Origin of the sequence: Halogranum rubrum, from assembly GCF_900114455.1 — an archaeon.
In the GTDB taxonomy this organism is placed as follows: Archaea; Halobacteriota; Halobacteria; order Halobacteriales; family Haloferacaceae; genus Halogranum; species Halogranum rubrum.
Genome location: NZ_FOTC01000003.1, coordinates 184124 through 202532, shown reverse-complemented (window position 1 = coordinate 202532; position 18409 = coordinate 184124). Strand labels below are relative to the sequence as shown.

Annotated in this window: 18 protein-coding genes and 1 pseudogene; 13 read left to right on the top strand and 6 right to left on the bottom strand. The window is 63.4% G+C overall.

What is annotated here, in order from left to right; all coding sequences use genetic code 11:
* The first annotated feature begins 1 nt into the window (after position 1).
* From BM083_RS14940 to BM083_RS14920, 5 genes are all read left to right on the top strand, one after another.
* Positions 2-1765 (top strand): ATP synthase subunit A, encoded by a 1764-nt coding sequence (locus BM083_RS14940; RefSeq protein WP_089870251.1) that lies wholly within the window; start codon positions 2-4, stop codon positions 1763-1765.
* Entirely contained in the window at positions 1765-3183 is a 1419-nt protein-coding gene (locus tag BM083_RS14935; RefSeq protein WP_089870250.1) for an ATP synthase subunit B, read from the top strand. The genes BM083_RS14940 and BM083_RS14935 overlap by 1 nt, the downstream gene beginning before the upstream one ends.
* Before the next feature lie 179 nt (positions 3184-3362).
* A complete protein-coding gene (locus BM083_RS14930; protein ID WP_089870249.1) occupies positions 3363-4058 on the top strand; it encodes a V-type ATP synthase subunit D in 696 nt (231 codons plus the stop codon).
* 12 nt (positions 4059-4070) lie between these two features.
* Positions 4071-4457, top strand: a complete 387-nt coding sequence (locus tag BM083_RS14925) for a DUF6276 family protein (protein WP_089870248.1) — start codon at positions 4071-4073, stop codon at positions 4455-4457.
* 109 nt (positions 4458-4566) lie between these two features.
* Entirely contained in the window at positions 4567-5112 is a 546-nt protein-coding gene (locus tag BM083_RS14920; RefSeq protein WP_089870247.1) for a DUF7344 domain-containing protein, read from the top strand.
* Positions 5113-5172: 60 nt separating this feature from the next.
* Here BM083_RS14920 and prf1 read toward each other — a convergent pair whose 3' ends face one another.
* On the bottom strand, positions 5173-6423 hold the full coding sequence (gene prf1, locus BM083_RS14915) for a peptide chain release factor aRF-1 (RefSeq protein ID WP_089870246.1): 1251 nt from the start codon (positions 6421-6423) through the stop codon (positions 5173-5175).
* Between the two features lie 174 nt (positions 6424-6597).
* On the opposite strand from prf1, the gene BM083_RS14910 reads away from it, so the two are divergent.
* Positions 6598-7746, top strand: a complete 1149-nt coding sequence (locus tag BM083_RS14910) for a nucleotide-binding protein (RefSeq protein ID WP_089870245.1) — start codon at positions 6598-6600, stop codon at positions 7744-7746.
* A gap of 235 nt (positions 7747-7981) precedes the next feature.
* Here BM083_RS14910 and argS read toward each other — a convergent pair whose 3' ends face one another.
* A complete protein-coding gene (gene argS / locus BM083_RS14905; RefSeq protein WP_089870244.1) occupies positions 7982-9742 on the bottom strand; it encodes an arginine--tRNA ligase in 1761 nt (586 codons plus the stop codon).
* A gap of 112 nt (positions 9743-9854) precedes the next feature.
* On the opposite strand from argS, the gene BM083_RS14900 reads away from it, so the two are divergent.
* The 3 genes from BM083_RS14900 to ribB all read left to right on the top strand — a co-directional run bounded on the left by BM083_RS14900 (position 9855) and on the right by ribB (position 12088).
* Positions 9855-10499, top strand: a complete 645-nt coding sequence (locus tag BM083_RS14900) for a hypothetical protein (RefSeq protein ID WP_089870243.1) — start codon at positions 9855-9857, stop codon at positions 10497-10499.
* Positions 10500-10661: 162 nt separating this feature from the next.
* Positions 10662-11390: a DUF120 domain-containing protein gene (locus tag BM083_RS14895; protein WP_009366828.1), complete on the top strand. Its 729-nt coding sequence runs from the start codon at positions 10662-10664 to the stop codon at positions 11388-11390.
* Positions 11387-12088 (top strand): 3,4-dihydroxy-2-butanone-4-phosphate synthase, encoded by a 702-nt coding sequence (gene ribB, locus BM083_RS14890; RefSeq protein WP_089870242.1) that lies wholly within the window; start codon positions 11387-11389, stop codon positions 12086-12088. The genes BM083_RS14895 and ribB overlap by 4 nt, the downstream gene beginning before the upstream one ends.
* Here the strand turns inward: ribB and BM083_RS14885 are convergent, their stop codons facing one another.
* Positions 12089-12337: an AN1-type zinc finger protein gene (locus tag BM083_RS14885; RefSeq protein WP_089870241.1), complete on the bottom strand. Its 249-nt coding sequence runs from the start codon at positions 12335-12337 to the stop codon at positions 12089-12091. It lies immediately after the preceding gene.
* A 47-nt stretch (positions 12338-12384) separates the two neighbouring features.
* On the bottom strand, positions 12385-13287 hold the full coding sequence (locus BM083_RS14880; RefSeq protein ID WP_089870240.1) for an NAD-dependent epimerase/dehydratase family protein: 903 nt from the start codon (positions 13285-13287) through the stop codon (positions 12385-12387).
* A 90-nt stretch (positions 13288-13377) separates the two neighbouring features.
* Here BM083_RS14880 and BM083_RS14875 point away from each other — a divergent pair, with 90 nt between their 5' ends.
* Complete coding sequence (locus BM083_RS14875) at positions 13378-14301, top strand: branched-chain amino acid transaminase (protein ID WP_009366824.1); 924 nt, start codon at positions 13378-13380, stop codon at positions 14299-14301.
* A 164-nt stretch (positions 14302-14465) separates the two neighbouring features.
* On the top strand, positions 14466-15503 hold the full coding sequence (locus BM083_RS14870) for a thermonuclease family protein (RefSeq protein ID WP_177197654.1): 1038 nt from the start codon (positions 14466-14468) through the stop codon (positions 15501-15503).
* 15 nt (positions 15504-15518) lie between these two features.
* Here the strand turns inward: BM083_RS14870 and BM083_RS14865 are convergent, their stop codons facing one another.
* Both BM083_RS14865 and BM083_RS14860 read right to left on the bottom strand, forming a co-directional pair.
* Complete coding sequence (locus BM083_RS14865) at positions 15519-16157, bottom strand: DUF502 domain-containing protein (protein WP_089870238.1); 639 nt, start codon at positions 16155-16157, stop codon at positions 15519-15521.
* Positions 16158-16273: 116 nt separating this feature from the next.
* Positions 16274-17113, bottom strand: coding sequence for a proline dehydrogenase family protein (locus tag BM083_RS14860; protein ID WP_089870237.1), 840 nt, complete (start codon positions 17111-17113; stop codon positions 16274-16276).
* A gap of 199 nt (positions 17114-17312) precedes the next feature.
* Here BM083_RS14860 and BM083_RS14855 point away from each other — a divergent pair, with 199 nt between their 5' ends.
* The gene (locus tag BM083_RS14855) at positions 17313-17864 is read left to right on the top strand and encodes a CDP-2,3-bis-(O-geranylgeranyl)-sn-glycerol synthase (RefSeq protein WP_009366820.1); all 552 of its coding nucleotides are present in this window, start codon (positions 17313-17315) and stop codon (positions 17862-17864) included.
* Between the two features lie 273 nt (positions 17865-18137).
* A pseudogene (locus tag BM083_RS14850) lies at positions 18138-18409 on the top strand (hypothetical protein); the annotation flags it as partial.

Here is an 18409-nt window from a genome sequence, read left to right as displayed (position 1 = left end):
TATGAGTCAGGCAACACAGCAAGAGACCGTTCGTGAGGACGGTGTCATTCAGAGTGTGAGTGGTCCGGTCGTGACCGCCCGCGACCTTGACGCCCGGATGAACGACGTCGTGTACGTCGGTAACGAAGGGCTGATGGGCGAGGTCATCGAGATCGAGGGCGACCTCACGACCATTCAGGTGTACGAGGAGACTTCCGGCGTCGGCCCCAGCGAACCCGTCGAGAACACGGGCGAACCGCTGACGGTCGACCTCGGTCCCGGTCTGCTGGACAGCATCTACGACGGTGTCCAGCGGCCGCTGGACGTACTGGAAGAGAAGATGAACAGTCCGTACCTCGACCGTGGTGTCGACGCACCCGGTATCGAGATGGACAAGAAGTGGGAGTTCGTTCCCACCGTCGAGGAGGGTGACACCGTCGAAGCCGGTGACGTCCTCGGAACCGTCCCCGAGACGGTCACCATCGAGCACAAAGTGCTCGTCCCGCCGACGTCCGAAGGCGGCGACGTCGCCTCCATCGAGGCAGGCGAGTTCACCGTCGAAGAGGCCATCGTGGAACTCGACACCGGCGAAGAGATCACGATGCACCAGGAGTGGCCGGTGCGCGAGGCGCGTCCGTCGGAGACGAAGATGACGCCCCGCGAACCGCTCGTCTCCGGGCAGCGCATCCTCGACGGCCTGTTCCCCATTGCGAAGGGTGGAACGGCCGCGATTCCTGGCCCGTTCGGGTCGGGGAAGACCGTCACGCAGCACCAACTCGCGAAGTACGCAGACGCGGACATCATCGTCTACGTCGGCTGTGGTGAGCGTGGCAACGAGATGACCGAGGTCATCGAGGACTTCCCGGAACTCGAAGACCCGACGACCGGCAACCCGCTTATGGCCCGGACGTCGCTCATCGCCAACACGTCGAACATGCCCGTCGCTGCGCGTGAGTCCTGTATCTACACGGGAATCACCATCGCAGAGTACTACCGTGACATGGGCTACGACGTCGCACTGATGGCCGACTCCACCTCGCGGTGGGCAGAGGCCATGCGCGAGATCTCCTCGCGTCTCGAAGAGATGCCCGGTGAGGAGGGCTACCCCGCCTACCTCTCGGCGCGTCTCTCCGAGTTCTACGAGCGAGCCGGTTACTTCGAGAACATCAACGGGACCGAGGGTTCGGTCTCCGCAATCGGTGCCGTGTCGCCGCCGGGCGGCGACTTCTCGGAACCGGTCACCCAGAACACGCTGCGTATCGTCAAGACCTTCTGGGCACTCGACGCCGACCTCGCAGAGCGTCGTCACTTCCCGGCAATCAACTGGAGCGAGTCCTACTCGCTCTACCGGAACCAGCTGGACCCGTGGTTCGTCGAGAACGTCCGCGACGACTGGCCCGAGGAGCGCCAGTGGGCCGTCGACATCCTCGACGAAGAAGACGAACTGCAGGAGATCGTTCAGCTCGTCGGTAAGGACGCCCTGCCGGAGGACCAGCAGCTCACCCTCGAGGTGGCTCGCTACCTCCGTGAGGCGTACCTCCAGCAGAACGCGTTCCACCCGACGGACACCTACTGTCCGCCGGAGAAGACGTACCTCATCCTGACGGCCATCCACACGCTCAACGACGAGGCGAAGAAGGCACTCGACGCGGGCGTTCCCGTCGAAGAGATCATCGCCATCGAAGCCGCACCGCGGCTGAACCGTATCGGCGTGCAGGAGGACTACGTGGAGTACATCGAGGACCTCAAAGCCGAGATCACCGAACAGCTCCGGGAGCTCTACTAATGAAAGAGTACCAGACCATCACCGAGATCAGCGGTCCGCTGGTGTTCGCCGAGGTCGACGAGCCCATTGGGTACGACGAAATCGTCGAAATCGAGACGCCGCAAGGCGAGACCAAGCGTGGCCAGGTGCTCGAATCCTCGGAAGGCCTCGTGGCCATCCAGGTCTTCGAAGGCACCAGCGGTATCGACCGAAACGCGTCCGTCAAGTTCCTTGGCGAGACGCTCAAGATGCCCGTCACCGAGGACCTCCTCGGTCGGGTCCTCGACGGTTCCGGCCAGCCGATCGACGGCGGCCCGGAAATCGTCCCCGAGGAGCGCCACGACATCGTCGGCGCCGCAATCAACCCGTACTCCCGTGAGTACCCCGAGGAGTTCATCCAGACGGGTGTGTCCGCCATCGACGGCATGAACACGCTCGTTCGCGGCCAGAAACTGCCGATCTTCTCGGCGTCCGGGCTGCCGCACAACGACCTCGCACTCCAGATTGCCCGTCAGGCGACGGTGCCGGAGGACAACAAGCAGGGCGACAGCGAGGACAGCGAGTTCGCAGTCATCTTCGGCGCGATGGGTATCACGGCCGAAGAGGCAAACGAGTTCATGGAAGACTTCGAGCGTACCGGCGCACTGGAGCGTTCGGTCGTCTTCATGAACCTCGCGGACGACCCCGCAGTCGAGCGGACGGTCACGCCGCGTCTCGCGCTCACCACGGCCGAGTACCTCGCCTTCGAGAAGGACTACCACGTGCTCGTCATCCTGACGGACATGACCAACTACTGTGAGGCACTCCGCGAGATCGGTGCCGCACGTGAGGAGGTCCCGGGCCGACGTGGTTACCCCGGATACATGTACACCGACCTGGCACAGCTCTACGAGCGTGCCGGTCGTATCGAGGGTCGTGATGGGTCTGTCACGCAGATTCCCATCCTCACCATGCCCGGTGACGACGACACGCACCCGATTCCCGACCTGACGGGATACATCACCGAGGGACAGATCTACATCGACCGTGCCCTCAACAGCCAGGGGGTTCAGCCACCGATCAACCCGCTGCCGTCGCTGTCGCGACTGATGGACGACGGTATCGGCGAGGGACTCACCCGCGAGGACCACGCCGACGTCTCCGACCAGATGTACGCTGCGTACGCAGAGGGTGAAGACCTGCGTGACCTCGTGAACATTGTCGGTCGCGAGGCACTGTCGGAGCGTGACAACATCTACCTCGACTTCGCCGAGCGATTCGAGGAGGAGTTCGTCGACCAAGGCTTCGACACCGACCGCACCATCGACGAGACGCTCGACATCGGCTGGAACCTGCTCTCGATGTTCCCGAAGTCGGAACTCAACCGTGTCGACGAGGAGCTCATCGAGAAGTACTACCACGAAGACGAGACCGAAGAAGCAGTCGAAGCGGAAGCCTAAGCGCACGGCACTCTCGTCTCACCACCACTTCACTTTTAGCGCAAACTCGACTCGGTAGCGACGGTCGTCTCATCCGTCACCCAATCACCCTCTCACGAGGGGCGCGCCCGTCCAGAGTCCCGCTCAGACAGCCGTCGACTGTAAAAAGTTAACCCGCTCCGCCGACAACCCGCACTCAAATGGCCAAAGACGTCAAACCAACCCGCAAGGAACTGATGGAGATCGAGGACCGAATCGACCTCTCCGAGCGGGGCCACGACACGCTCGAACAGAAGCGTGACGGCCTCATCATGGAGTTCATGGACATCCTCGACCAAGCCCAGGAAGTCCGAGGCGGGCTGAGCGAGAACTACGAGGACGCACAGCGGAAACTCAACATGGCGCGCGCCATGGAAGGTGACGTCGCCGTCCGCGGTGCCGCCGCCGCGCTCAAAGAGCACCCCGAGATCACGACGCAGTCGAAGAACATCATGGGTGTCGTCGTCCCGGTGATCGAGTCCAGCCGCGTCAAGAAGAGCCTCGACCAGCGTGGCTACGGCCTGCTCGGTACCAGCGCCCGCATCGACGAGGCCGCAGAAGCCTACGAAGAGCTCTTAGAGAGCATCATCCTCGCCGCCGAAGTCGAGACGGCGATGAAGAAGATGCTCGAAGAGATCGAGACGACGAAGCGCCGTGTCAACGCACTGGAGTTCAAACTCCTGCCTGACCTCTACGAGAACCAAGAGTACATCGAGCAGAAACTCGAAGAGCAAGAGCGCGAAGAGATCTTCCGCCTGAAGAAGATCAAGGCGAAGAAGGAAGAAGAGGAGAAGGCCGCGAAAGAAGCCGAGGCCGCCGAGACGTCGGACGTCGAACCCGTCACGGCCGACGACTGAGCCTCGACTTCGATGCACTGCACTCACTGCGACGTCGAGACGGTCACTTTCGCGGTGCCGCCCGCACTTCGGGCGCACGCACCCGACGAGTCCGACGCCGCATCGATCTGTCCGCAGTGTCTCCGGGTAGTTTCGGCCACAGAGGGACCGGTAGATTCCTCTTTCGACGCACTCGGCCCCTCGTTTCCGCACGGTGAGGCCGGTGTCGCGATGGCGCTTCTCGTCGGCTTGCTCGACTCGATCGCGCTCAACCGACGAGCCATCGAAGACGTCGCCGCTCACGCCGAACGACACGGTGCAGACGTCTTCCTGACGCTGGACCGGTTGGCGGCGACGACGGCTGACCCGTCGCTGGATTTGAACCGTCGACTCGTCCAACTCCACTCGGTTCTCGACTGACCTCATTCTGTTTCCGCAAACACAATTTTTTTACCCTAGGTCTCACACTCCGACGTATCTCTTCAGGGGGCGATGTAATATGGGAGAACGGCGCAGTCGTAAGTGGCTGATGTCGACTCTCACTGCCGCACCTGACGACTCGCTCGAACGCACGGAGATACACGACATCCTTCGAAACGACCGGCGTCGTCGTGTCCTCAAGTCACTCCGTGAACACGGCGAACCCCTCTCGGTCCGCGAACTATCAGAGCGACTCGCGACTGCAGAGACCGGTGAGGACCCTGCCCCCCGAAACGTCCGCCAGAGTGTCTACGTCTCGCTCCACCAGACACATCTCCCGAAACTCGAAGAACTCGGCGTCATCGACTACGATACAGAGACGAAAGAGGTTGCGCTGGCCGAGGCAATCGACGACGTCACCGTCTACATGGAAGTCGTTCCACGGAACGACCTCTCGTGGGCGGAGTACTACCTCGGACTCGGTGTTCTCGGTCTCTTGCTCGTCGTCGCACACTCGGTGGGGGTGCCAACGGTGAGCGCCATCGACGTTCGAATCTGGGCGGTTGCCATCCTCGCCACACTCGTCGTTTCGGCGGTGTATCAGCTGATGACGCAGTCCCCGTCACTGAGTGAGCGTCTCTCGAAGTTCCACTAGTCGTTAGTGAGACGGGTTCGCGAACGAAGAGTAGCGGTTGCGTCTTTTCTGTTTGCGCGTTTACACACCGGTCGAGTACCGGAGGATGCCCGCGATGCCACCGAAGGCGTCCATCAACTGTTCGCCTTTCTCGAAGTCGGTGCTGATGAACTTCGTCTCCGTCCCGCGCTGTTCGGCGATGTTCATCAAGTGTTCGATGACGTCTTCGCGTTCACGCATCTCGGCTTTCTCCTTGCACTCCGAACAGGTGTGTTCGGGCGTCTTGTGGCGACTGTCGACGACTTCGAACTCCTCGTGGCCGTTGGGACAGTCGTAGACGATGACGTCGCTTCGGAGGTCCTCGGAGAGAAGGAGTCGGTCGACAGAGCCCATGATGAGGTTCTTGCGAGTCGGCCCGAACCCGTAGGTAGACTCGTTGCCCCGGTGGAGTTTCTCGAAGAACTCCTCCATCTGGGACTTGTCTTTCATCACCTCTTGGTCGGCCAGCACCTCCTGTGCGGCGTCGACCAGGTCGTAGAGGCCCGACTCGTCGGTGTAGGAGATGTCGAACTTCCCGACGACTTTGTCCTGCAGTTCGTGGTGAAGATAGCCACCGTCGAGGAACTCGTCTTTCGTCGGCGACGGACCGCCGACGAGCACGCCGTCGATCTCGTGGCGTTTCGCGACCATCAGGTCGTTGGCCATCTCGGCGACTTCCTGATAGAAGTTGTCGATGGCCTCCAGTCGGAGGCGGGCGAAACGCTGGGCGGACTGGCCACCTTTTCGCTGTTTGCCGGGGACGAGCGAGGAGGCGGACTTGACGGGTTCGACGCGCTTGCCTTTCAGCCACCCGACGTTCGCCTCGCGTCGGTCGAGGACGACGAGACCGAACAGTCCCTTGTCGGCCAGCATGTTCTCCAGCGGTTCCGTGAGGAACGCCGAATCGCAGTGATAGCGGAAGGACTCGACGGGTTGTGGTGGGCTGTCGAGCGTCTTCGTGACCATCGTCGTCTGGCCGCCGCCGCTGTCGACTGCACCGGAGAAGATGACGATACCGTTCTTCGGTGGGAAGGTGTCGTAGTAGCGGAGACGGTCTTTGATACTCGTCAGTGCGTCCTGGACGTTCGTCCTCGTCTGCTTGGACTTGATGTTCGCCGCCTCACTGTGTTCTTGGGTCACGTGGGCGACGACGTCCGAAACCTGCTTGTCCTCGGGGATGTAGATGGTGACGAGCTGAGTGCCGGAGCCTTCGTACTCCTGCAACTCTTCGATGACCTTCCGGAATTCGTACTTCCGCCGGTCTTCGCTCGCTTCCTCGGCGTCACTACTCATTACCGATACTAGCCCGGCCAGTGGCTAAGTAACCTTTGACTGTCGGCGCACAGCGAGATGGATTCGCCGCACGGCTGTTCTGATTGTTCAACACACGTGACTTTCAAACAAACCTGTCATTCTGGACAGAACTACATTTATGTACACGTCGTGGGACACACAGGTAACTCAACCATGGTTCGGGTAATCGCAGTCGCCAGCGCGAAAGGTGGCGTCGGCAAGACGACGACGACGGTTGCACTCGGAACGACACTCGCAGCGGCGGGACACCGCGTCGTCGCCGTCGACGCCGACCTCGGAATGGCCAACCTCGGCACCGTCCTCGGTATCGACGCGGACGGCGTGACTATCCACGATGTCCTCGCGGGACAGGCAGACGTCTCGGAAGCGACCTACGAGGGGCCGAACGGGCTCTCGGTCGTCCCGGGCGACACCGACCTGTCGGCGTTCCCCGAGGCCGACCCCGCGAAGCTTCGGACGGTTCTCGACGGATTCGACGAGGCCGACTACCTCCTCGTCGATACGGGCGCCGGACTGAGCCACGACACGGTCCTCCCGCTCGGACTCGCAGACGAGGTTCTCCTCGTGACCGACACGGACCCGAACGCCGTCGGCGACACCGAGAAGACGCGACAGGTCGTCGAGCGCCTCGGCGGAACCGTCGCCGGTGTCGTCGTCACGCGGGTCGACGGTGACGACGCAGACGGACTCACTAGCCTCGACGCACTCGATGCCCCGGTACTCGCGACGATTCCGGTCGGCCCCCGTCTCACCGAGTCGACCGTCGCTCACTCGCAGTTCACTCCTGACACGACCAGCACAGTCGCAACCGCGTACCGCCAGTTGGCCCGCGAACTGACGGGCGAGGAGATTCCGGAGCCATCGGTCGACCGAGGTCCAGAAGCGACCGATGAACATGCCGAAGTTGAGACGACAGAGCTAGAGACGGAAACGACGCCTGACGCCGACGCTCCTCCTGTCGACGACGGCGAGGACGCCGAGCATGGCGACGACGAATCCACCGCCGCCGACACGACTGAGGACTCGGCAGCGTCGCCAGATTCCGAGGACGCGCTCGTCCCCGAGGCTGAAGCCACTGGGGTCTCTGAAACGACCGAAGCCACTGAGGAGACCGAAGCAGCCGAAGCGACCGAAGATACGGACGCTCCTTCAGACGGCGTCTACTCGACGTCGCTCGTCGGCGAAGCGGAGCGCACCGAAGTCGCCGACGCGTCCGCTGGGAGCGAAGTAGACGAAAGTGAAGAGTCTGAGGACGCAGACAGCGAGAAGCGCACGGGGTTCTTGAGCCGGTTGCTGGGCTGAAACGGGAAGTTCTTTTAGCTGCGTGTTCGGATTGCCGGTATGGCTGAAAACGAATCCGTCTCGTTCTGGTGGGTCGTCGTGTTTCTACTGCTCGCGCTCGGCCTCGGTGTCGCCATGATCTACGCCGTCGGCGGCAGCCTCATCGCAGCCTGAACCCGGGCCCGAGCACGGACGGAACCAGTATCGCCCACGGCTGACTTCGCCGCGTGAGCGGTGAGTCTCTCTTCCGTTCGCCTCACATCGAGTCCGGCGCTTCGACGCCGAGTATCGACAGCGCGTTGGCGATAGTGTGCCGCGAGGCGTCGACGAGCGCGAGACGCGCGCGTTGGGTCTCTTCGTCGTCGGCGTTGAGCACCGAACACTCGCGGTAGAAGGTGTTGAACGCCTCGGCGAACTCGCGGGTGTAGGTGGCGACGGTGTGGGGTTCGAGGTCCTCGGCGGCCGTCTCGACGACGGCCGGGAAGCGCGCGATGGTTCGAAGGAGGTCTTCTTCTGCTTCGGTCGAGAGGACAGCAGGGTCGACGTCGGTCGGTTCGACGCCCGCTTGGCTCGCCTCGTCGAGGATGCCACAACAGCGCGCGTGGACGTACTGGACGTACGGCGCGGACTGCGCCTCGAAGTCGAGCGCTTGGTCCCACTCGAAGGTGATTGCCTTCGTCGGCTGTTTCGAGACGATGTCGTATCGGACGGCCCCGATACCGACCTGGTGGGCGATGCGTTCGATGTCGTCTTCGTCCAACTCGTCGTCGCGGATGCGCGAGTCGAGACGGCTCTCGACTTCGTCGCGGGCGCGGTCGACCGCTTCGTCCAGTAGGTCGTCGAGGTCGACACCCGTACCGGCGCGGGTCGACATCTTCCCCTCGGGGAGGTTAACGTAGGAGTAGATAGCGTGGTCGAGTTGACCGACGTCGTTACCGAGGATTTCGAGTGCGGCCTTCAACTGTTCGGCCTGCAGTTTGTGGTCCTCGCCGAGGACGGTCACGGCGCGGTCGAAGTTCTCGAACTTCCACTCGTGGTGCGCGAGGTCACGCGTCGTGTAGAGTGAGGTCCCGTCCGAGCGGAGGAAGACGAGTTTCTTCTCGATATCCCACTCGTCGAGTTCGAGTTGCCACGCCTCTTCTTCGAGGACGGCGTAGTCGCTGTCTTTGAGGCGGGAGGCGACCTCCTGCGTCGAGCCGTCGAACATGAAGCGCGTCTCCTTGACGAACTCGTCGAACTCGGCGGGGAGGCGTCCGAGACACTCCTTCATCCCGGAGAGCACCTGGTCGACGACGGTCTCGACGCGGGCGTAGGTCTCCTCGTCGCCCTCCTCGATGCCTTGCAGAATCTCGGAAATCTCGGCTTCGGCGGCCTCGACTTCCTCCGGGTCGCCCTCTTCGAGCACGCGGTTCCCCTTGCGGTAGTAGCGCACGAGGTCGTACTCGATACGGTCGCGTTCCGGTTCCGAGTCGAGGTCTGCCTCGTCGAACGTCTCGTAGGCCCACGTGAAGACGGCCATCTGGCGACCGGCGTCGTTGACGTAGTAGTGACGCTCGACGTCGTAGCCGGCGAAGTCGATGACGTTGGCGACGGCGTCGCCCAGAATCGGGTTGCGTGCGCGGCCGACGTGGACCGGGCCAGTGGGGTTCGCGCTGGTGTGTTCGACGACGACGGACTCGTCTTTGTCGGGCAGACGGCCGTACTCGTCGTCGCCTGCGGCGGCGAGCGTGTCGGCGAGATACTGCTCGGTCGTGTGGAAGTTGACGTACGGGCCGCCGGTGTCGACGTGGTCGAGGTAGTCGTAGCCGTCGACCGAAATCTCGCCGGCGATGTCGGCGGCAATCTTCGGCGGCGGTGCGCCCACTTCGCTCGCGAGGCGGAACGCCACGTTGGATGCGAGTGTCGCGGGAACGTCTTCTGGTGGCTCTTCCACGCCGAGGTCGTCGGTCGGCAGGTCCATCGCCGACAGCGCGTCGGCGAGGGCCGCCTCGACCTCGTTACGGAACGCTCTGAACATGGAGTGTGCTTTTCGAGCGTCGGGTAAATGGGTTTCTAAGGGCTGTGGGTGCGCGTCAGGGTGTGGCGAACGGGCCGAACCGATTTGTCTGACCGTTTCGTAGTCACCGGGGATGCCCGCAGACGAGAGTCCTCCACCGTCCGATGGTTCAGACGAATTGGACGAGCAGGTCGACTTCGACGAGATTCGAGACGTACTGGACACCGCCGCCCACGACGTTGGTCACGAAGACATTGCGTCCTTCGTGACCGACCTGTTGGTAGAGACAATCGAGGACCCACCCGAAGCCCCACCCGAGCCATCCGACGAAACCCGCTACAGTTTCCGAGAGGCGGCGTTCGACGGCGACTACGACGAGGCGGCTGGTCGGGTGACGAAGGCCGCCGCCGCCGTCACGCCACGGAAACTCGGGACGCTCGACTTTTGGGGACTCTCACCGAGCAGTTCAGCGGACCCAGACGCGCTCGCCGTACTGACGGCACTTCCCGGCGTCAGGCACACTGACGACGAACTCGCTGGCGAGATACGGGCGACAGTCGAGACTGTCGCGGCCCTCGCGGACCTCTACTCGACGCCCGTCGTCGAAGCGGTGCTCACCGACGTCGAGGGACACAAGATGGTCGAACGCCGCGACGGTCACTACCTCTGGTTCTGGCTCTCCGAGGACCGGTTCGACCGTGCGATGGCTCGCCTGCCGAGCGCCGTCGCCGCCGCCGTCGAACGCGACGAACTCCGAGACGTGAACGAGTCGGAGTGACCGACTCGAACCGCCGGGACCGACGCACTTAGATGGACGACGGGCTTAGCCGGAGTACGGATAGTAACGTCACGACCGTGACATCGTGTCACTCTCTATCTCATATCTGTTACGCATCCCATATTCGGCACGCTTATCAGCGACGAGTCCGACAGTTCGACCATGTCAGAATCGGTTGCAGCACCCGCCGTCGGACACGACGAACTCGCCGCGCTGAAACTCGTCGCACTCGACGGTGGACTCGCCGGTCCCGTGAAGGTCTCCTGTTCGAGCCTCGCGGACCGCCTCGGTGCCTCCAGTCAGACCGCCTCTCGCCGCCTCCAACGACTCGACGAGGCGGGCTACGTCGAACGCGACATCGTCAGCGACGGCCAGTGGGTCGACGTCACCGACACCGGTGAGGCGGCACTCCGCAAGGAGTACGCCGACTACCGACGCATCTTCGAGGAAGAAGCCTCCGTCACCCTCACCGGAACCGTCACCGGCGGGATGGGCGAAGGGCGTCACTACATCTCGCTTTCGGGCTACATGGAGCAGTTCGTCGAGCGTCTCGACTACGAACCGTTCCTCGGCACGCTGAACGTCGACTTGACCGAGGAGAGCGTCCGCGCCCGCGCCGGAATGAGTTCGCTCGACGCTGTCCCCATCGACGGCTGGGAGGACGACGAGCGCACGTTCGGTCCCGCTTCGTGTTATGCGGCGACCGTCGAGTACGACGGTGAGTCCTACGAGACGGCCCACATCATCGTCCCCGAGCGCACCCACCACGACGAGACCCAACTGGAGATTATCGCCCCGGACCGTCTGCGCGACCAACTCGGCCTCGACGACGGCGACACGGTCTCTGTCCGTGTCGAGGAAGTCGACGGGCCACAGGAGGGTTCCCGATGAGCGGCCGCGCCGGCGACCTCCGTGGCGACGAGACGGACTCCGACGCTGTCGACCGGGCAGTTGCGGCCTTCCGCGACGGTCTTCCTGTACTCATCCACGACTTCGACGACCGGGAGGGCGAGACAGACATCGTCTACCCGGCCGGAGCGGTCACGGCCGACGCCGTCGCCCGCCTCCGCAACGACGCCGGTGGCCTCGTCTGCGCCGCGCTCTCACACGAGGCAGCGGACGCGATGGACCTCCCCTTCCTCGACGACACCATCGACCACCCGAGCGCCGGGAGCCACGAGTTGGGGTACGACGACCGCTCGTCGTTCTCGCTGCCCGTGAACCACCGCGACACCTTCACCGGCATCCCCGACGACGACCGCGCGCTCACCATCACCGAACTCGCGTCGGTCGCCGAGGCTGCCGTCGCTGGCGACTACGACGCCCAGGACTTCGCCGCCGACTTCCGCTCACCCGGCCACGTCAACGTCCTTCGGGCGGCACCCGGTCTCCTCGCCGACCGACAGGGTCACACCGAACTCGGCCTCGCACTCGCCGCCGAAGCGGGTCTCCCACCGGCAGTCGTCGTCTGTGAGATGCTCGACGACGAGACGGGGCGTGCGCTCTCGAAGGCGGCGGCCCGCGACTACGCGACCCGCCACGAGTTCGTCTTCGTCGACGGCGACCAACTCGTCGAGCGACTGGGGTAGTCAGCGAAACAGCGACCCGACGGCCCGGATTGGGGCCGACACGAGTCGTCGCAGCTTTCTCGTCAGTTTTCCGCCGCCAGTCGACCCGCTCTCTCGGCGCTCACGCTGGCCGAACCGCACGTCGTCGGACGCGAGACCCGGACACGAGTGGGCTTCTGGCAGGCGATGCTGGCCACACAGCTTCTGTCCACACTCGTTGCAGGTGAACGGGAGGCCGTCGAGCGTCCCACACACCGAACACTGGTTCATACTCGCCGCTCGTAGGCGCTTCGAACGCAAAACTCACACGGCCGCCTCTAGTTCTCGAACGCACGCCAACTCCGCTCGGCGCTCCACCCCAGCAGCTCTCGTGCCTTCGTCGTGTCGACGAGACTCTCGTACCCGTCGAACTCGCTCCCTCTCACTCGAACGTCCGGGTACTCCTCGTCGACGAGTTCGGCGGTCGGCAGGTCGACTGTCGTGTCCGGCGCACTGGCCCAGAACGTCTCGTGACCCTCGAAGTCGGCTTCGACGCACAGCCGAAAGAGTCGAGCGAGGTCGTCGAGGTGGACGTAGGCAAAGAGGGTGTTTCGGACCGAGTGGTAGTACGGCGCGTCGCGAATCGTGTCGAGCGAGCGGTCGCTGTCGACGAACGTCTCCGAGAGCCACTCGTCGTCGGCGACGATGGGGAACCGGAGCGTGCTCACGGTCGGCCCGTCGTTTCGTCGGCCGACGCCCTCGGCAGTCACTTCCAGTACGCGCTTTCCGAGCGCGTAGGGGTCGCGTGGGTCGCTCGGGTGGTCCTCGTCGACCGGGAGGTAGTCGAGTCGAACCGGGTCGGGGTCGAAGCCCGCACCGAGCGCGCTCATGCTGGAGGCGACGGCGACGCTCTGGATTCCGAGGTTCTGTGACGCTTCCAGTACGTGGTACGTCGTCATCACGTTGCTCTCGAAGGTGACGTGGCCGGGGCTCCCGTCGGGGCTGGGACTCATGCCGAGGTGGACGACCGCATCCGCGTCGCAGGCGGCGAGCGACCCGTACACCTCGCCCGCGTCGAGCAGGTCGGTTCGGCGGTAGCCGTCGGCGACGTCTTCGCGTCGACTGCCGCGCGAGAGGTTGACCGTTCGATACCCGTGGTCGGCGAGTTCGCGTAGGACACCGCGGCCGACTTGGCCGTTACCGCCGGTGACGGCGACGGTTCGGAGTCGAGTCTCTGACATACGCGCACGTTCTCGGGTGCGTTTCAAAAAGCCGACCCCCACGGAGTCATTCCTCATGAATTTATACTGTACCCCACCAATGCCCCGATTATGGGATTTGACGACATGGACGTCGACACCATCTGGATGGACGGCGAGTTCGTGGACTGGCAGGACGCACAGATTCACGTCCTGACTCACGGCCTCCACTACGGAACCGGCGTCTTCGAGGGCGTTCGCTGCTACGACACCGAGAACGGTCCCGCAGTCTTCCGCTGGGAGGAACACCTTGAACGCTTCTACGACTCGACGCAGCCGTACGAGATGGAGATTCCCTTCGAACCGGAGGAACTCACCGAGGCGACGATGGAACTCATCCGCCGTCAGGACCTCGAATCCTGCTACATCCGACCAATCGCGTTCTACGGCTACGACACCCTCGGCGTCTCGCCCGGCGACTGCCCCACGCAAGTCGCCATCGCCGCGTGGCCGTGGGGAACCTACCTGGGCGAGGACGCCCTCGAAAACGGTATCAAGGTGATGGTCTCCTCGTGGCGCAAGCACTCCTCCAGCCAGATTCCGACGAACGCCAAGACGACCGGTCTCTACGTGAACTCCCTGCTCGCTGGCGAAGAAGCCCGCCGCAACGGTTACCGCGAGGCAATCGTCCTCAACAAGGAGGGCAACGTCGCCGAAGGTCCCGGCGAGAACATCTTCCTCGTCCGCGACGGCGAGATATTCACGCCCGGATTGAGCGAGAGTATCCTCGACGGCATCACGCGAAACACGGTCATCGAACTGGCCGAAGAGCGCGGCTACGAGGTTCACGACAACGTCTCTATCAGTCGCGGCGAACTCCACACCGCCGACGAACTGTTCTTCACCGGCAGCGCCGCGGAGGTCACGCCCATCCGACAGGTCGACAACGTCGAAGTCGGCGAGCGCGGGCCAGTGACCGAGGAACTCCAGCAGGCGTTCTTCGACCTCGTGGAGCGTCGCACCGACGACCACGACGAGTGGTTCACCTACGTCTGAGACACGCGCCGTTCGAACCACGTCTCTCTCGTTCTCTTCGCTTTCTTCGCTCTCTTCGCCTCTCGTCTCACGCGACGACCGACAACGAGTCACCCCCGAGAGTGTGTGCGCAGTCACTGCTCGGTTATCGAACGTTCATGCCGACTCCCCCCGATTCTCGTTCGATGACCCGCTGGGCCAAGCCGACGTTGCTCGTCGTGCTCCTCCTCACTTCGGGGTGTCTCGGCGACCTGTTCGGGGCCGAACGTCCGACCACGGACGACGCGCACGTCGACCTGCACGCTGGTCCGGCCGCTCCCCTGGCGAACGACGTCGACAGTGTCCCGACTGACGTCGCTCCCGACGAGACGTCCTCGCAACCGCCATCCGCGACACAGACACCGGTTCCTGTAGACCCGAGCGGTTCCGCCTCAGTCACAGATGTCACAGATGTTGGACCGATGGCCGAAGAACCCGAAGCGAACGGCACCGACGTCGACGCGGTTCCTTTCGACGGGGTACCTGCAGTCGACGCGTCTCCTCCGTCGGTTCCGGTCGTAGTAGCGCCTGCACGACCGGGTTCCGAGTCGGTCGGCGAGGCGGTCGCACCGCCCGCTCCAACGACGGATACTCCCGCGAGTACACCAGACGCCGGTGAAGGTGTCGACCAGACGAACCAGACGAGTTACACGAACCAGACGAACCAGACTAACACCACCGCCTCGGAGATGCGCTCGGCGATGGTCCTCACCGTCGTCGACGGCGACACGGTTCGCGTGGCGTTCGCCGACGGCGAGGTGGCGACAGTCGACCTCGCTGGCGTCGACGCGCCGGAACTCTACACGTCGACGACCCCAGCGCTGTTCTCGCCCGTCCCGAACTCGACGGGCGGAGAAGCGTATCTACACGTCTGGGGATGGACCGCCGACCGAGCACTGAACCGAGAACTGTCCGGCGAATCGGTCGAAGTAGTAATCGTCTCGTCGACCGCGATAGTGGCTTCGGACGACCCTTACGTCGTCTTCGACAGTCCCGAGACGGTCTACGTCGCCTACGTCGTCCACGAGGAAAGGTCGGTCAACCTCGCACTCGTGGCCAGCGGACTCGCACGGGCGACCGACGACGAGCATCCACGTCGAGAGACGTTCGTCGCCGTCGAGATGGACGCACGAGCGAACGAGCGAGGGTTGTGGGCCGTGACCGACCCACTGTCGGTACCCTGAACGGTCGTCGCCGCTTCAGTTCATCCGGCCGAGGTCTTCGATGCCGTCTTCTTCGGTGACGTTGATGTCGACGCCCTCGTTGGTCTCGGCGAACCCGGCCGAGAGGATGCGCGTGAGCGCCTCTTCGACCTTCTCGTTGGTCTCTTCGATACGGTGGGGTTCGACCTCCATCACGAACCCGGTGGTGATGTTGGGTGCCGTCGGCATGAAGAGGACTTCGCGGCCGTCGGAAGTGGTCTTACCCGTCTTGAAGGCGGTCATTCGAATCCCGTTCCACACTTCCAGGCGGACGGGTTTCTGGAGGTCTTCGGTTCCGGAGAGAGCGGTTTCGACGGCGAGTTTCGAGGCGTTGTAGACGACGCGGATGACGGGGATGCGGTTGATGACGCCGTCGATAGCGCCTTCACCGAGACGGCCGATGGTCGTTCGCATCAGGTATCCGACTGCGAGGGTGAGCATCGCGAAGACGACGAGGACGATGAGCACCCGGACGAGGGGGACGTAGTCGGCCGGGATGTACGGTGGGAGGTTGATGTCCTCCATGAACGGAAGCCCGACGAGTTTCTGGTAGAGCCAACTGGCGACGAACGCGAGGACGACGAGAGGGATGAGGACGACGAGGCCGCTTGCGACGTCGCGTTTCCACGTAGACATTCGTTGTCGGGGTATGTGAGGGCCGTCCTTATCAGCGCTTCTACCTGATTCCGGTTTCTGGTCTCTGTGGAGTCAGTGAAGAAAACGCTCGACTCGCTACCCGTTCTGTGCGTCTCTCACTGTCCGACGACGGCCCGAAGCGCGAACAGCGCGTTCTCCTTGCGTTCGCGAACGCGCCGATAGAAGTACGAGAACCACTTGCCGCCGTAGGGGGCGTACTGCCAGACTTCGTAGCCGTCGGCGACCAACTCGCGCTGGGCGTCCTCGCGAACGCCCATCAGCATCTGTACCTCGAAGTCCGTCCCGTACTCGTCGTGGAGTTCGCGGGCGAACTCGATCATCGCGGGGTCGTGACTGCCGACGGCGATGCCACCCTCGAACTGTTCGAACATGAACTCCAGATACTCACGGTAGGCCGCGTCGACCTCTGACTTCTCCTTGTAGGCGACTTCTCGCGGTTCGTCGTAGGCTCCCTTCACGAGTCGAATCTTCCCGGGGACGTCGACGAGTCGTCTCAAGTCGTCCTTCGTGCGCTTGAGGTTGGCCTGTACACAGAGGCCGATTCCGCCTTCGAACTCGCGGGCGAACTCCTCGAAGGCGTCGAGCGTGACGTCCGTCGTCGTGTGGTCTTCCATGTCGCACCAGACGAACACGTCGTGTTGGTCGCCCGCCTCGGCGATGGCACGGAAGTTCTCGCGGAACACGTCGTCGCCGGCGTCGAGGCCGATTTGGGAGGGCTTGACCGAGACGCAGGCGTCGAGGTCGGTGTTTCCGATGTCGCGGACGAGTTGGAGGTACGTCGCCGTGTCTTGGTCCGCCTCGGCGCGGTTGTCGTAGTGCTCGCCGAGAAGGTTGAGAATGACCTTCACGCCGTCTTCGTTCGTCTCTCGGATGTGGTCGAACGCCGCCGCCGGCGTCTCACCCGCGACGAACTGGCTGGCGATGGGGGGAATCATACGGCGGAACTTCCGAGTCAGTATTTAAATCCGTTATCGTTCTTCCCTCACACGTCGGCCACGTCGCTCGTCACTAGTCTCGACTCTCGACTCTCCACTTCCGACGACTCCCGACGACTCCCGACGACTTCGGACGAATCCCACGACAACGCCGACTGAAACGCAGGGGCTTTTATCCTCCCCCCGACATCTCCCGGATATGTTGGGTACCTTGCGTTCGCTCGTCCTACAGGCCTTCTGGACGATGCTCCCGGCGTACGTCCCGAACAACGTCGCGGTGCTCGCCGGCGGCGGCGAACCCATCGACGGCGGACGGACGTGGAACGGGAACCGACTCCTCGGCGACGGGAAGACGTGGCGCGGGACGCTCGTCGGCACCGCCGCCGGTGTAGCGCTCGCACTCCTCTTGGACCTCGTTCGCGGCCCCGTCGAGAATCGACTGGACGTGTCGCTGCCGACGTTCTCTGTCAAGTCGGCGTTCGCGCTCTCGTTCGGCGCGATGCTCGGCGACATCGGCGCGTCGTTCCTCAAGCGCCGGAGTGGTCGCGAACGCGGGGCGGCGTTCCCCGGACTCGACCAACTGGACTTCGTCGCCGGGTCGCTCGGCCTGACGGCCGCCGTCGCGCCGTCGTGGTTCCGGACGGTGTTTCGGATTCCCGTACTCCTCGTCGTCGTCGTGATGACCCCGATACTCCACGTCACGACGAACGCCATCGCGTACGTGCTCGGATTGAAAGACGAACCGTGGTAGGTCGACTTCGCCGTCGCTTCTGATCGAACTCGCTCTGCGACTCTCGGTGGTACGGTAGTAGGAGGACGCTCCGAATCGAAGCCGTGACCCAGGGCAGAGACGCTGCACCTCCGAGAGTCGGTGTGTGCCGACCCGTTCAGAGTTCCCACCGAGTGGAGGTCCATTTACCAAGTTACTTAGGCGAGTGGAGTTTAGAGTTGGTATGTGTTTTTCAACATCTATGGAACCCCGGTTCGTTCTTTCCGGGCAGGCGGTCTTCGGTCTGGGTGAGTTGTGAACCCGAGTCGTGTCGATTCCATCGTCGACCTGACTTACGGGCTATTGATCGCGCTTTCGGTCGGGCTAATCGTCGTCGCTGGGACTACCATCGGACTAGCGTTCGGGTTCGGGGTGCTAGTCTCCTACGTCCTCCACGTCGTCTGGAAGATGGCCCGTTTCGACCCGAACTGGATGACGACGGCGGTCAAGGAAACCGTCGAGGAGACGGTCAGTGAGACAGTGGAGAAGACGGTCGACGAGAAGGTCGGTGAGACAGTGGAGAAGAC

What these genes read in the sequence shown, in the direction of transcription:
- BM083_RS14940 (WP_089870251.1), top strand. Translation starts at nt 2, where the DNA reads ATGAGTCAGGCAACACAGCAAGAGACCGTTCGTGAGGACGGTGTCATT.
- BM083_RS14935 (WP_089870250.1), top strand. Translation starts at nt 1,765, where the DNA reads ATGAAAGAGTACCAGACCATCACCGAGATCAGCGGTCCGCTGGTGTTC.
- BM083_RS14930 (WP_089870249.1), top strand. Translation starts at nt 3,363, where the DNA reads ATGGCCAAAGACGTCAAACCAACCCGCAAGGAACTGATGGAGATCGAG.
- BM083_RS14925 (WP_089870248.1), top strand. Translation starts at nt 4,071, where the DNA reads ATGCACTGCACTCACTGCGACGTCGAGACGGTCACTTTCGCGGTGCCG.
- BM083_RS14920 (WP_089870247.1), top strand. Translation starts at nt 4,567, where the DNA reads ATGTCGACTCTCACTGCCGCACCTGACGACTCGCTCGAACGCACGGAG.
- prf1 (WP_089870246.1), bottom strand. Translation starts at nt 6,423, where the DNA reads ATGAGTAGTGACGCCGAGGAAGCGAGCGAAGACCGGCGGAAGTACGAA.
- BM083_RS14910 (WP_089870245.1), top strand. Translation starts at nt 6,598, where the DNA reads ATGGTTCGGGTAATCGCAGTCGCCAGCGCGAAAGGTGGCGTCGGCAAG.
- argS (WP_089870244.1), bottom strand. Translation starts at nt 9,742, where the DNA reads ATGTTCAGAGCGTTCCGTAACGAGGTCGAGGCGGCCCTCGCCGACGCG.
- BM083_RS14900 (WP_089870243.1), top strand. Translation starts at nt 9,855, where the DNA reads ATGCCCGCAGACGAGAGTCCTCCACCGTCCGATGGTTCAGACGAATTG.
- BM083_RS14895 (WP_009366828.1), top strand. Translation starts at nt 10,662, where the DNA reads ATGTCAGAATCGGTTGCAGCACCCGCCGTCGGACACGACGAACTCGCC.
- ribB (WP_089870242.1), top strand. Translation starts at nt 11,387, where the DNA reads ATGAGCGGCCGCGCCGGCGACCTCCGTGGCGACGAGACGGACTCCGAC.
- BM083_RS14885 (WP_089870241.1), bottom strand. Translation starts at nt 12,337, where the DNA reads ATGAACCAGTGTTCGGTGTGTGGGACGCTCGACGGCCTCCCGTTCACC.
- BM083_RS14880 (WP_089870240.1), bottom strand. Translation starts at nt 13,287, where the DNA reads ATGTCAGAGACTCGACTCCGAACCGTCGCCGTCACCGGCGGTAACGGC.
- BM083_RS14875 (WP_009366824.1), top strand. Translation starts at nt 13,378, where the DNA reads ATGGGATTTGACGACATGGACGTCGACACCATCTGGATGGACGGCGAG.
- BM083_RS14870 (WP_177197654.1), top strand. Translation starts at nt 14,466, where the DNA reads ATGACCCGCTGGGCCAAGCCGACGTTGCTCGTCGTGCTCCTCCTCACT.
- BM083_RS14865 (WP_089870238.1), bottom strand. Translation starts at nt 16,157, where the DNA reads ATGTCTACGTGGAAACGCGACGTCGCAAGCGGCCTCGTCGTCCTCATC.
- BM083_RS14860 (WP_089870237.1), bottom strand. Translation starts at nt 17,113, where the DNA reads ATGATTCCCCCCATCGCCAGCCAGTTCGTCGCGGGTGAGACGCCGGCG.
- BM083_RS14855 (WP_009366820.1), top strand. Translation starts at nt 17,313, where the DNA reads ATGTTGGGTACCTTGCGTTCGCTCGTCCTACAGGCCTTCTGGACGATG.